The 12,925-nt window shown below is 52.4% G+C and carries 12 protein-coding genes; 4 read left to right on the top strand and 8 right to left on the bottom strand.

Annotated features, from left to right (window positions below; genetic code table 11):
* Position 1 precedes the first annotated feature (1 nt).
* Together rpoZ and gmk are read right to left on the bottom strand one after the other, a co-directional pair.
* Positions 2-277 carry a DNA-directed RNA polymerase subunit omega gene (rpoZ, locus tag ACQ86O_RS05655; RefSeq protein WP_024482945.1) on the bottom strand — a complete coding sequence of 92 codons (276 nt, stop codon included), beginning with the start codon at positions 275-277 and terminating at the stop codon, positions 2-4.
* A gap of 54 nt (positions 278-331) precedes the next feature.
* A complete protein-coding gene (gmk, locus tag ACQ86O_RS05660; RefSeq protein ID WP_431224453.1) occupies positions 332-955 on the bottom strand; it encodes a guanylate kinase in 624 nt (207 codons plus the stop codon).
* Positions 956-1,239: 284 nt separating this feature from the next.
* On the opposite strand from gmk, the gene ACQ86O_RS05665 reads away from it, so the two are divergent.
* Together ACQ86O_RS05665 and ligB are read left to right on the top strand one after the other, a co-directional pair.
* Positions 1,240-1,806, top strand: a complete 567-nt coding sequence (locus ACQ86O_RS05665; protein ID WP_431224454.1) for a hypothetical protein — start codon at positions 1,240-1,242, stop codon at positions 1,804-1,806.
* The gene (gene ligB, locus ACQ86O_RS05670) at positions 1,719-2,987 is read left to right on the top strand and encodes an NAD-dependent DNA ligase LigB (RefSeq protein ID WP_431224455.1); all 1,269 of its coding nucleotides are present in this window, start codon (positions 1,719-1,721) and stop codon (positions 2,985-2,987) included. The genes ACQ86O_RS05665 and ligB overlap by 88 nt, the downstream gene beginning before the upstream one ends.
* On the opposite strand, the gene ACQ86O_RS05675 is transcribed toward ligB, so the two are convergent.
* Entirely contained in the window at positions 2,984-3,601 is a 618-nt protein-coding gene (locus ACQ86O_RS05675; protein WP_431224456.1) for a trimeric intracellular cation channel family protein, read from the bottom strand. The two genes, ligB and ACQ86O_RS05675, sit on opposite strands and share 4 nt — an antisense overlap.
* Positions 3,602-3,867: 266 nt before the next feature.
* Here ACQ86O_RS05675 and ACQ86O_RS05680 point away from each other — a divergent pair, with 266 nt between their 5' ends.
* Positions 3,868-4,296 carry a DUF3574 domain-containing protein gene (locus ACQ86O_RS05680; RefSeq protein WP_431224457.1) on the top strand — a complete coding sequence of 143 codons (429 nt, stop codon included), beginning with the start codon at positions 3,868-3,870 and terminating at the stop codon, positions 4,294-4,296.
* 44 nt (positions 4,297-4,340) lie between these two features.
* On the opposite strand, the gene ACQ86O_RS05685 is transcribed toward ACQ86O_RS05680, so the two are convergent.
* Positions 4,341-5,525, bottom strand: coding sequence for a NupC/NupG family nucleoside CNT transporter (locus ACQ86O_RS05685; RefSeq protein ID WP_431224458.1), 1,185 nt, complete (start codon positions 5,523-5,525; stop codon positions 4,341-4,343).
* 281 nt (positions 5,526-5,806) lie between these two features.
* Positions 5,807-6,886, bottom strand: coding sequence for a linear amide C-N hydrolase (locus ACQ86O_RS05690; protein WP_431224459.1), 1,080 nt, complete (start codon positions 6,884-6,886; stop codon positions 5,807-5,809).
* Between the two features lie 107 nt (positions 6,887-6,993).
* Here ACQ86O_RS05690 and ACQ86O_RS05695 point away from each other — a divergent pair, with 107 nt between their 5' ends.
* Positions 6,994-7,887, top strand: a complete 894-nt coding sequence (locus tag ACQ86O_RS05695; RefSeq protein ID WP_431224460.1) for a LysR family transcriptional regulator — start codon at positions 6,994-6,996, stop codon at positions 7,885-7,887.
* Positions 7,888-7,948: 61 nt separating this feature from the next.
* Here the strand turns inward: ACQ86O_RS05695 and fdnI are convergent, their stop codons facing one another.
* From fdnI to fdnG, 3 genes are read right to left on the bottom strand one after another with little or no spacing between them, the layout of a single operon-like run.
* Positions 7,949-8,590, bottom strand: a complete 642-nt coding sequence (gene fdnI / locus ACQ86O_RS05700) for a formate dehydrogenase-N subunit gamma (RefSeq protein WP_431224461.1) — start codon at positions 8,588-8,590, stop codon at positions 7,949-7,951.
* Entirely contained in the window at positions 8,577-9,470 is an 894-nt protein-coding gene (gene fdxH, locus ACQ86O_RS05705; RefSeq protein WP_431224462.1) for a formate dehydrogenase subunit beta, read from the bottom strand. Before fdxH ends, fdnI begins: the two co-directional genes overlap by 14 nt.
* A 12-nt stretch (positions 9,471-9,482) precedes the next feature.
* Positions 9,483-12,530, bottom strand: a complete 3,048-nt coding sequence (fdnG, locus tag ACQ86O_RS05710) for a formate dehydrogenase-N subunit alpha (protein WP_431224463.1) — start codon at positions 12,528-12,530, stop codon at positions 9,483-9,485.
* Positions 12,531-12,925 lie beyond the last annotated feature (395 nt).

Genomic DNA, 12,925 nt, shown 5'->3' on the forward strand with positions numbered 1-12,925 from the left:
ATTAACGACGACCTTCAGCAATTGCGGTAACCGCCTGTATCTCTGCGGCTTCCTGCTCTTGCTGCTCCTGGCGCTCACGCACATCGAGGATCTGACTATTGATTAAGCCCTCTTCGATTTCGCGCAGAGCGATAACGGTGTACTTATCATTCTCTTCAGGTACCAGTGCATCCTTACCACCGGTCTGGATTTGACGTGCCCGACGAGCAGCGACCAACACCAGGTCAAAACGGTTACCAATTTTCTCTACAGCGTCTTGAACAGTTACGCGTGCCATATTTGTGCGACTCCACAGGTGACGAAAAGACTGGGCATAATACTGAAACTGTCTTCAGTCTGCCAATAGTTTGCTGATTAAAGCATCATGCCGCAGCATTTGACGGCCCAAACGCAAGCGTTCGGCGCGAATAATGGTTTTCAAATCAGATAAAGCCAGATCGAAATCGTCATTCACGATTAAATAATCATACTCGGCGTAATGCGCCATTTCTGCAACGGCTTGCGCCATACGCCTGGCGATCACGTCATCCGCGTCTTGCCCACGGCCACGCAGGCGACGGCCAAGTTCTTCCTTTGACGGCGGCAGAATAAAGATGCTGCGCGCCTGAGGCATTTTGGCCCGGATCTGTTGGGCACCCTGCCAGTCGATATCCAGAAAGACATCAACGCCGGTCGACAGCACTTGCTCGATGGTTGCGCGGGACGTGCCGTAATAGTTGCCGAACACTTCTGCGTGCTCAAGAAACGCATCCTGCTCAATCATACGGCGAAATTCGTCTTTAGAGACGAAAAAGTAATGTTCGCCGTGATTTTCACCCGGGCGGCTATCGCGCGTGGTGTGTGAAACCGAAACCTGCGTGTCGTACAGCGGTTGCGTTTTTAACAAAGCCTGAATCAGACTTGATTTCCCTGCGCCACTGGGGGCAGAGACAATATAAAGCGTGCCTTGAGCCATGATGATGTTCGTTGATAGCGGTTGATAAGCCAGTTACAGCGGATGTGTAAATTCTCCGCACAGTATACACGGCTAACGTGCGGTATGCAGCGTTAGCTCGCATTTTGGCCGCCGTTTTCTGGCAAAAACAGCGGGAAATGGCCGATTTGCGCTGCGGATCTGGGAATTTTTGCCGTTTTCAGCACATACCCATTCTTTTTGGAAACCACTTTGCATCCCAAGATTGCGGTAATAGCCAACGCGGGCGATGGGGTATTTACTGCCTTGCATCAAGGAGGTGCTGAATGTGGGGATACATTAACGGGTTGTGTCATGTGCTGGTGACCATAGGTTTGCTGTGCGGCACCGCATGGGCCAAAAACTGTCCGGATTGGTCACCAGAACGGCTGCAGCTGGAAATAAAGGCCCTGGATAACCAGTTGGGGCGCTGGGATGAGGCTTATTATCGCCAAGGTAACAGCCTGATCGAAGATGAGGTTTACGACGGCCTGCTGCAACAATTGCAAAATTGGCAACGCTGTGCGGGTGGCATGTATTCGCAGGGAATTCAACGCCCGTTACCTGCGGGCAAAGTTCAGCATCCGGTGGTGCAAACCGGGTTGCGTAAACTGGCTGACAGTCTTGCTGTGGGGCAATGGATACAGGGGCGCGGCGATCTGTGGGTGCAACCCAAGGTGGACGGTGTGGCGGTAACGCTGGTCTACCGAAAGGGGTTTTGGTCCGCGCCATCAGCCGGGGTGATGGCCAGAAAGGTGAAAACTGGTTGGAAAAGGTCAAGGCTATTCCCGCTGTGCCCATTGAATTACCGGGGGCTCCGGCAGAATTGGTGCTACAGGGGGAGTTGTTTTTGATGGTGAACGATCATCGCCAGCAAGCTCAGGGAGGGGTAAACGCGCGTTCAAAAGTTGCTGGCATACTGATGCGCCATCAGCTCTCGCCAGAACTCAAACGGCTTGGCCTGTTTGTCTGGGCATGGCCCGATGGCCCACCAACTATGGCCGAGCGTTTGCAGCAGCTTGGTGCTATGGGTTTTGCAGTTGTGCAGCAATATTCAAAACCGGTTAAAACGCTGGCTGAGGTGGAACAGTGGCGAGCATTCTGGCATCAGGGCCCTTTGCCGTTCGTGACCGATGGCATTGTTATTCATCAAGGGCAGGTGCCCCAGGGGCGTTACTGGCAGGCTAAACCCAGTGATTGGGCTGTCGCCTGGAAATATCCTCCGGTTCAGCAAGTGGCCAGAGTCACGGGGGTGGAGTTTGCCATTGGTCGCACCGGAAAGATCGCCGTGGTGTTGCGCCTGGAGCCGGTTCGCATGGACGACAAATGGATCCGCAGAGTTAACCTGGGTTCACTGGCCCTGTGGCAGAAATGGGATATCGTGCCTGGCGATCATATTGCCATCAATTTGATGGGGCACGGTATTCCCCATCTGAATCGCGTGGTCTGGCGAGCGGTAGAAAGAGCCGTCCCCATAGCGCCCATCCCAGAGCATTACCACCCGTTGAGCTGCTTTACTTTGCAACCTGGCTGCCGCCAGCAGTTTCTGGCGCGGTTGATCTGGTTGAGTAGCAGCAATGGGTTAAACATCACTGGGCTAAATAGAGCAGGGTGGCAGGCCCTGATCGACCAGGGTCTGGTGAATGATTTATTGAGCTGGATGAACTTAACCGCGGAGTCGCTCAGCCAGGTGCCTGGTTTAGGGGAAAAACGTGCAAGGGCGCTTTACCAGCAATTGATCCTTGCCCGGCAACAGCCTTTCAACCGCTGGCTGATAGCACTTGGCATCCCTCTCTCACCCTTACAGTCCGCCGCTTTACAAAGTTGGCCACAGACCCGGCAAATCACGCTGGAACAGTGGCAAAAAGTTGCTGGTGTCGGGGCCAGAAAAGCTAAAGCTGTGCAGGACTTTCTGCAAAACCCCGCGTTTCTGGCATTGGTCAAGACCTTACAGCAACACAACATCAGCGGTTTTAGTCCGCCGCCGGATCGTGCCGTTATTGCCACATTGCCTGGCAGTGCGGCAGTGGATTAATGGTCGGGGTGTTGGTAATTAAATACCGGCAGGCCGAGGCGAAAGCGCAATGCAATCAGGCGGGCGCCAAGGCCTGCAACCAGGGTAATGATTACCACCATGTTATGCGGTAAAGCGAGGTGTTGCAGGCCGATATACAGCCAGGCGGCGGCAAAGGCGATCCCGGCGTAGATTTCCTTTTGGAAAACCAGCGGAATGCGGTTGCAGAACATGTCACGCAGCACACCGCCGAATACGCCGGTGATCACGGCGGCAATGGCAGCGATAAGCGGAGCATGGCCCATATCCAAAGCCACCTGGGCACCGATAATCGAAAAGACAATCAACCCGATGGCATCTAACACCAGAAACAGGCGGCGTAAATGGCGCATCAAGGGGGCAAGCAGGGTGGTGATAATCGCCGCTATCGCCACGATAACAATATACTCAGGGTGTTTTACCCAACTTAAAGGGAAGTGCCCAAGCAACATGTCACGCACCGAACCTCCACCAATGGCAGTTGCCGAAGCGATAAAAATCACGCCGAACATATCCATTTGGCGGCGGCCAGCGGCCAATGCTCCAGTCATGGCTTCTGCGGTAATGCCGATGATATAAAGAATGCTCAGTAACATAGGTGATCCACAAAATAGCCTGTGACAGGGATAGCGGCGCAGGGTATCTATCATCGGGTAATATCACCACTGAGTTTTTTGAGGTATCCGCTTTCGAATTATATTATCTAATGATTACTCGGCGATTAACCCATTTATAGGTGCATTACTGTTGTTTTCGATTTAACGGATTCATTAGAAAATTATGGTTAATTGCACTGAGTGATTATACTCTGCTTCCCGCCCTGCTCCAGGCAACCACTAAAATTAAGGAACATGAAAACAAGATGAAAAGCATCCCGGTACTGGCGGTGGCTGCCGTCACCATGACCTTGCTGCTAAGCGGCTGCGTGGCACCTACCCAAAAAACCACACCGCTGAAATGCAGCGTCGGTGAACCTATGACACAAACCACGCTCTATTTCGGGCTGAACCGACCGGCAGGGCCGGTGATTACGGCTACCGAGTGGCAAAGCTATGTCGATCAACAGGTAACTCCGCGCTTTAAAGAGGGGTTATCCGTCTTTGATGCCAAAGGGCAATGGCTGGGGAAAGAGGGGAAATTAGCGCGGGAAAACAGCAAAGCGCTGATGCTAATTCATGTTCCTGGAGCTGCCAGTGAGCAAAATATTGAAGCGCTGAGGAGCCAGTACATCCAACAGTTTGCGCAAGATTCGGTGATGCGTATCGATATGCCAGTGTGCGTGGCGTTTTGACCATTTCCCGGCTTGCGGCAAAAAAGTAGCAAGCCGGGTGCCCTTTAAAGTACCAGCCCGGCGATTGCCGCCGAAAGCAGGCTAACCAGCGTGGAGCCATAGACCAGTTTAAGACCGAAACGGGAGACGACATTGCCCTGGTGCTCGTTTAACCCCTTGATGGCACCAGCAACGATACCGATGGAAGCAAAGTTGGCGAAGGAGACCAGGAACACCGATAGGATCCCCAATCCACGCGGGGTCATATCCGCCGCGATTTTTTTCAGTTCAATCATTGCGACAAACTCATTGGCGACCAGCTTGGTGGCCATAATGCTGCCTGCGTGAAGCGCATCCTGTGCAGGAATACCGATTAGCCAGGCCAGCGGGTAAAATACGTAGCCCAGGATTTGCTGGAAACTGATGCCGAAAATGGCGGAAAAAATGGCGTTCACTGCGGCGATCAAGGCAATAAAGCCGATCAGCATGGCGGCAATGATCATCGCAATCTTGAAACCGGCCAGAATGTAATCCCCCAGCATTTCAAAGAAGCTCTGATTTTCATGCAGTTTATTCAACTTTAGTTCTGGTTCATCTGCCACCTGATAGGGGTTAATGATAGAGAGAATAATAAAGGTGCTGAACATATTGAGGATTAATGCGGCCACCACGTATTGGGCATCGATCATCACCATATAGGCTCCCACTATCGACATGGATACCGTCGACATCGCTGTGGCTGCCATGGTGTACATCCGGCGTGGGGAGATTTCCGCAATAATGCCTTTATAGGCGATGAAGTTCTCTGATTGGCCTAATACCAGCGTGCTGACCGCATTGAAAGATTCCAGCTTGCCCATGCCATTCACTTTGGAAAGCACAGTACCTACTGCGCGGATCACCAGCGGCAAAATACGAAAATGCTGCAGAATGCCGATCAACGCAGAGATAAAGATAATCGGGCACAGAACGCCCAGGAAGATAAAGGCCAGCCCCTCTTTGCTCATACCGCCAAAAACAAAATCGGAACCCAGAGCAGCAAAAGTTAACAATGTCTCGAAGAAACCGGCTACGTGTTTGATCACGCCCAAGCCGCTTTCTGAGTGCAGGAAGAAATAGGCCAACGCGGCTTCAATCACCAGAAGCTGGATAACATAGCGTGGGCGGATTTTTTTGCGGTCATTGCTGACCAATAATGCGAGAGCGAGGATAACAACCAAGGCTAAAATAAATTGCAGAATTTGCGACATAAACAGTCCGAACAGCTTGCAAGCGAGTAAAAATGACATTTAGCCACAGCAGGCTGCACCTTTCATTATCCTTAGTGATAATTAGAACAAAATACTTATGGCAGACGGAATATCTGTCCGCTGAGACTCACCAGTTTCTCTCCTTCGGGGAGAAGGTGAGGGGGAAGAGAGTACCGCGCCAAAGCCCCCTCTCCCTGCGGTAGAGGGGGCTTTGCTACCCACTCGGTACTCACTTACCGGGCATGATATTGCTTAATAGACAAACATTTGGAGAAGGCGAGTTATTTGGCCTGAGCCAGCACGTTTCCTTCCCATCCTTGTTGCGCATAGTCGTTAAGGTGAGCGATTTTGCGTACCGGTTGGCCCTGGTTGAAGTTGATATCCTGCAGCGATACCCACACCTGTGAGGCGGCAAAAGCCGACTTAAAGTGGTATTCCGCATGGCTAAGATCCGAGATAGCCGTCCAATAGGTGCCAATGCCTTTATTCTGATCCGGGCGTTTGCTGTATTTGGCATACATATCAGTGACTTTTTGCTCGCTGGGTTCAGCCGGTGAGCCGATCGGGTAAGCGACGTTATTCACCACCGACAAGATAAAGCCCTGAGCCTGATTTTTGTTGTCCGGTTGCGGCAGGTTTTTCAGATTGTAGCTGGCACGTACCAGGCGTTCGTCGGCCTCTAACCCCCCTGGGATCTCACTGCGCTTGGCATTCTGATATTTCATCAGGTTCTGTAGCTGCTTATCGTATGAAGGCGGATTGGTCATCACGCGATAGTTTTTGTCGTGATAGACGTTCACTTTGCCGTTATCGATTTCGATGATGGCTGAGTCACCGCTAACGTCTTCGATCGCAATATGTTTGGTATCAGAGGCGTAATCGATGGGCATATGCGCCGCGGCCAGGCGTACGTCGTTACGAATAGCATTAACCGCCTGATCTACCGTTGCGTAGTTATCTAGAATGTAGCTTAACCAGGCACGGCTTTCGATCACCGGTTTGTCCTGGTTATCCTGTTGTACCTGACTGCCATTCATATAAAACAGCGTATGGCCCGCTAGCCCCTTTTCATTCATGCCGTCCATCGGGAATACCCCGTCGGCATAAACGACAACGCTGCCGTATTGGGTCTGCCACTGGGCTGCGTTTTTCGCGTCACCACCGTTATGAGCAATGCCTCGTGGCGTGATCACCAGCGAAGGATCCACCGGTCCGAAGAAATCCAGATTACGGGCGCTGATCATATAGCCTGGGTACATGTTCATAAAGGCGCGGGTGCAGGCCTGCGCGCCGGTAGTCAGGCTGGCGCTGAAGGCAGCGCCGAGCATCAGGGCCGATAGGGTATGTGTCATTTTTTTCATCTGATTTTCCTTACCATTTTTAGGTGAACGAAGCGATGGTAAGCCTGCTTTGCGATGATGCAGAGTGCATCACTGGGGGAAATCCCCCGTAATGATATGGAGCACAAATGGGGCAGATACGATTTTCATTGGCGCAAATTGAAGCGTTCGCCAGCGTTTGTGAAACTGGCAACCTGACACGGGCAGCCAAACGCCTGGCCAAGGATCGCACCACGATCGGTGAACTGATCGAATATCTGGAGCTGGATCTTGGGTATGCCTTGTTTGATCGCAGCACGCGCCCGCTGCAATTGACCGAAGCCGGTCAGCGCCTTTATCGGCAAGCGCGCCTGTTCTTACAGGAAGCCGAAGCCTTCAGCCTGTTGGCACAGCATATCCCGCAGCAGGTAAGGCAAAAACTGACACTGTGCTACGACGCTTTTACTCCCCGTAGTTTTTTAACTGAGCTGGCGGTTTGGCTGGGCCAGCGTGGCATCCAGCTTGATTTGCTGATGATGGAGCGTGCTGATGCCGAGCAGGCGTTGGAAAGCGGCATTGCCGATATTGGCGTTTACCAGGCCGTGAACCGTTCGATCAGCGAGAAGTTCAAATGGCGAGCCTTGGGGGCCATTGAGCTGGCAGTCTACGCAGCCGAGGGGTTTTTCCCTGCAACTGGTCCGGTAACGTTATTATCCCTGGCCTCCAGCAATCAACTCATCCCGTTTAATGACCTGCCTGAACCTATGGCGAAACGCCTGCAGATTGCCGATCGCATTCAGGTTGTCAATGAGCTGGATTTGCTGCAAACGTTGTTAAATGCCGGGATGGGGTGGGCCTTCTTGCCAACGCATCTGGAAATACAGCATTTGCCACAGGTGAGCAGGCTCGATACGGAACTGGGGAAACAGGGTTTGATGCACCCGATGGTGGCGCTATGGACACCGGGAGCCGATGGCGAATTACTGCAGGTTATCGAAAACATGCAGCAGATGTTTGCTGGTGCAAATGGTGCCGAAGTTTGACGTGAAAAATCCGCCCTCTTTCCCGCAAGGTAAGAGGGCGGATGCGATTAACCAGAACGAATTATTTCTCGTCCTTTTGCTCTTCAGCCTCGACCTTGCGATACCAGCGTGGGTGATGTTTCTTCGCCCAGCGGCGGCTGACTTTGCCTTCAACCATCCCTTTGATTGAGCCTTTTACCCAGAAAGCCATATACATATGGATCAGAATGGCGTGGATCAGGACAATCGCCGAGGCGGCATGGATCAGCAGAGAATAGCGCACCAGTTGAATCGGGAAGTGCTGAGCAAAATATGGGCGCCAGATGATAATACCGGTGATCAACAGCACGAAAATCATGCTCATGATGCTCCAGAACATCATCTTCTGACCGGCATTATATTTGCCGACATCAGCGACCTTATGCTCATTACCTTTCAGAACTTCCACGATGCCCTTGATCCACGGCAAATCCTCTTTCTCTGGAATGTTGTGCTTCACAAAGCGGAAGAACATAAACATCAGCGCGATAAAAATCAGCACGCCAAAGAAAGGATGCAGGATCCTGCCCATCTGCGGCGTACCGAAGGTCTCGGTCAGCCATTGCAGCGTTGGGAAGAACAGGGCAATGCCCGACAGCGACACCATAAAGAAGCAGATGACCACCGTCCAGTGACAGGCCCGATCGATAAACTTGGTGCGAACAATCATTTTACTTTTGCTCATGATGGTCCTCCTCGTCCTCATCATCTACTTCCTTGTTTGGCCCAATGCCGATGTAGTGGTAAATCAGACCGGCAAAGGTAGCAACGAAGCCTGCGACAGATAACGGTTTGAGTACGCTTTTCCACAGCCCGATAGACAGGTCGATATGGGGATCTTTTGGCAGATTGTTATACAACTCGGGTTTATCGGCGTGATGCAGCACGTACATGACATGCGTACCGCCAACGCCTTGCGGGTTGTACACCCCTGCGTTATCAAAACCACGCTTCTTCAGCTTTTCGACCCGTTCCTGCGCCACATCCAGCATCTCTGCCTTGGTGCCAAAGTGAATAGCTCCTGTCGGGCAGGTTTTCACACAGGCCGGTTCCTGGCCTACGCTGACACGATCGACGCACAGGGTACATTTGTACGCCCGATTGTCTTTCGGGTTCAGACGCGGGATGTTGAACGGACACCCGGAAATGCAGTAGCCACAACCGATACAGTGGTCGGACTGAAAATCCACGATGCCATTGGCATATTGGATTATCGCACCAGCAGACGGGCATGCTTTCAGGCAGCCCGGATCGGCGCAGTGCATACAGCCATCCTTGCGGATCAGCCATTCCAGCTTGCCGTTCTGCTCGACTTCAGAGAAACGCATCAAGGTCCAGGATTTGGCGCTCAGATCGGCGGGGTTATCATAAACCCCGACGTTGTGGCCCACTTCATCGCGGATATCGTTCCATTCGGAACAGGCAACCTGGCACGCCTTACAGCCGATACAGGTTGAAACGTCGATCAGCTTGGCGACTTCTGCCTTGTAATCACGCGCTTGTGCAGGCGGCGTCAGGGAGTTGGTGGCCGAACGTTTGATAATGTCTTGTGTTTGCATGGACATAAATTCGGCTCCTTAACCCTTTTCCACGTTAACCAGAAACGCCTTGTACTCTGGCGTTTGCGAGTTGGCGTCGCCAACAAACGGTGTCAGGGTGTTGGCCAGATAGCCTTTTTGCGTTTTACCCTCAAAGCCCCAGTGCAGCGGAATACCGATAGTTTCGACGTCCTGGCCATTCACTTTCAAAGTCCTCAGACGGCGTGTCACCACGGCTTTCGCCTTGATAAAGCCCCGTTTGCTGCTGACCTTGACGGTGTCGCCATTCGCAATTCCTTTCTGTTTCGCCAGGCCTTCACTGATTTCTACAAACTGTTCCGGCTGCACGATTGCGTTAATCAGCGCGTGCTTGGTCCAGGTGTGGAAATGTTCAGTCAGGCGATAGGTGGTGCCCACATAAGGGAACTCGGATTTATCACCCATACGTTTGGCATCAGACGGATAGAGACGAGCCGCCGGGTTCGAGATAACGTTCGGATGCAGCGGGTTGGTGCCCAGCGGCGTCTCAAACGGCTCGTAGTGTTCCGGGAACGGCCCTTCGGCCATTTTGTCGATGGCAAACAGCCTGCCAAGCCCTTCCGGTTGCATGATAAACGGCCCAACGCCGCTGCCTGGTGCGGCGGTGTTGTAGTCCGGGATATCGTTCCCGACCCACTTGGTGCCGTTCCATTCAATCAGCATGCGATTTGGATCCCAAGGTTTCCCCATTGGGTCAGCAGAGGCGCGGTTGTAGATAATGCGGCGGTTGAGCGGCCATGCCCAAGCCCAGCCCAGCGTATTCCCCAAACCAGAAGGATCGCTGTTATCACGGTTGGCCATCTGGTTGCCCTTGCTGGTCCAGCTACCGGCATAAATCCAGCAGGCGGAAGCGGTGCTGCCGTCATCGCGTAACTGGGCGAAGGAATCCAGCAACTGCCCCTGCTTCACCAGCAGGTTATTGTTGGCATCATAGAGATCTGCCAGCGCAAAACCGTTGCTCTCTTTCGCGACTTCCTCAGACTCTGGGTGATCCGGTTGCTCGTAGTGCCAACCCATCTTCAGTAACGGCTCTGCGCCTTTGCCACCTTCGCTGCGATACATCTGGCGCAGACGATGGTACAGACCGGCCAGGATCTCGCCATCCGTCATCGCTTCGCCTGGGGCATCGCCGCCTTTCCAGTGCCACTGCAACCAACGGCCTGAGTTGGCAATCGAGCCATCCTCTTCGGCAAAGCAGGTGGATGGTAAACGGAACACTTCGGTTTGAATCGAAGCCGTGTCGACATCGTTCATGTCACCGTGGTTTTGCCAGAAATTGGAGGTTTCTGTGACTAACGGATCGATGATCACCAGATACTTCAGTTTGGCTAATGAGGCGACGACCTGATTCTTGTCCGGGAATGACGCGACCGGGTTAAAGCCCTGGCAGATATAGCCATTGACCTTATTCTGATCCATCATCTGGAAGTATTTCATCACGTCGTAAGACTGATCCCACTTAGGCAACCAATCAAAGCCCCAGTTATTCTCTTTCTGGGCATCGTTACCGTAGAAGCTCTTCATCAGGCTGACAAAGAATTTCGGGTAGTTGCTCCAGTAGTTAACCTGGCCTGGCAGGGTGGCCTTCGGCGTATTGGCTTGCAGGTAAGTGTCCAGGTCCGCCTGTTTGTCAGAAGGCAACGTCAGGTAACCCGGCAGGCTGGTGGACAGCAGGCCGATATCGGTCAACCCCTGAATATTGGAGTGGCCACGCAGGGCATTTACGCCGCCGCCTGCCATACCCATATTGCCTAACAGCAGCTGGATCATCGCCATGGTGCGGATGTTCTGCGCGCCAACCGTGTGCTGTGTCCAACCCAGGGCATACAGGAAGGTGGTAGTGCGGTCTGCGGCACTGGTCGAAGCCAGTACTTCACACACTTTAAGGAAGTCTTCCTGCGGGGTGCCGCAGATATTTTCCACCACTTCCGGCGTATAGCGGCTGACGTGTGTTTTCAGCAGGTTCCATACGCAGCGTGGGTGCTGGAGTGTGTCATCGCGCTTGGCGTAGCCGTCCTCGTCGAACTGGTAGTTCCAGCTGGTCTTGTCGTACTGACGCTTGCTTTCGTCATAACCGCTGAATAACCCATCGTCAAAGCTGAAGTCGTCCCTTACCAGCAGGCTGGCATTGGTATAATGCTTGACGTATTCGGCATTGATTTTGTTGTTGGAAATCAGGTACAGCAAGACGCCCGACAGGAAAGTAATGTCGGTGCCGGAGCGGATCGGCGCATAGATATCAGCGACCGAAGCCGTACGGGTAAAGCGTGGATCGACCACGATAAGCGTGGCATCGTTGTTGTTCTTGGCTTCCATCGCCCAGCGGAATCCCACTGGATGCGCTTCAGCGGCGTTGCCGCCTATCACCATAACAACGTTGGCGTTTTTGATATCAACCCAGTGGTTGGTCATCGCACCGCGACCAAATGTTGGAGCAAGACTTGCTACCGTTGGTCCGTGTCAGACGCGCGCCTGGTTATCAACTGCCAGCATGCCCAGCGAGCGGACAAACTTTTGTGTCAGCATACCGGTTTCGTTGCTGGCCGCAGAGGCGCACAACATACCGGTAGACAGCCAACGGTTTACCGTAACGCCAGCGGCGTTAGTGGTTTCAAAGTTGGCATCGCGGTCATCTTTCATCAGTCTGGCAAGGCGATCTAATGCATCGTTCCAACTGATGCGCTGCCATTTGTCTGAACCTGGGGCCCGATATTCTGGGTAGCGCAGGCGATTTTCACTGTGGATGTAATCCAGCAGGCCCGCCCCTTTCGGGCAGAGCGCACCGCGGTTGACTGGGTGATCCGCATCGCCTTCAACATGGAAAATCGATGATTTGGCGTTTTTCGCCCCATCTCCCAGGCTATACATCAATAAACCGCAGCCTACGGAACAATAAGTACAGGTGTTACGGGTTTCTTTGGCGCGCAACAGCTTATAGTTGCGCGTTTCCGCTAGTGCAGCCTTGGGCGCGAAGCCTAAAGCTGCCACCGTTGTACCAGCCATTCCGCCAGCGCAGATTTTAAAAAACTGTCTGCGATTGACGTCCATTGTTTTCCCTATTTCACGTGAGTGGTTTTTTATTGATGGCAAATTAACAGCAATAACCGGGGGATTATTGAGGGAAATCAAAATAGCGCAGGTTTAGCGTAAAAATACTCCTTAATAAGTAGTTTTTTCTGGCGTTTCTCATCCTGAATTTATCGGGGCCAACGGGGGACGGGTAAAAATGGTTAATTAAGCTAATTAATTAGAATAAAAGACTTTCCCAAGGGCTTGGTAATAATTTGAGATAATACACCTTTCTGATTATGCGCAATATTACTCATCGAAAGAGAGGGGGGTGTTTTATTTCCTGACAGGCGTTATTTTTGCCGGGACTATTTATTTTTTAAGCTTTAATTTGGAACTTACTTCGCGACACTATTATTTTCCACGTTTAACGG

This window comes from Serratia sp. L9, from assembly GCF_050632285.1.
GTDB lineage: Bacteria > Pseudomonadota > Gammaproteobacteria > Enterobacterales > Enterobacteriaceae > Chania.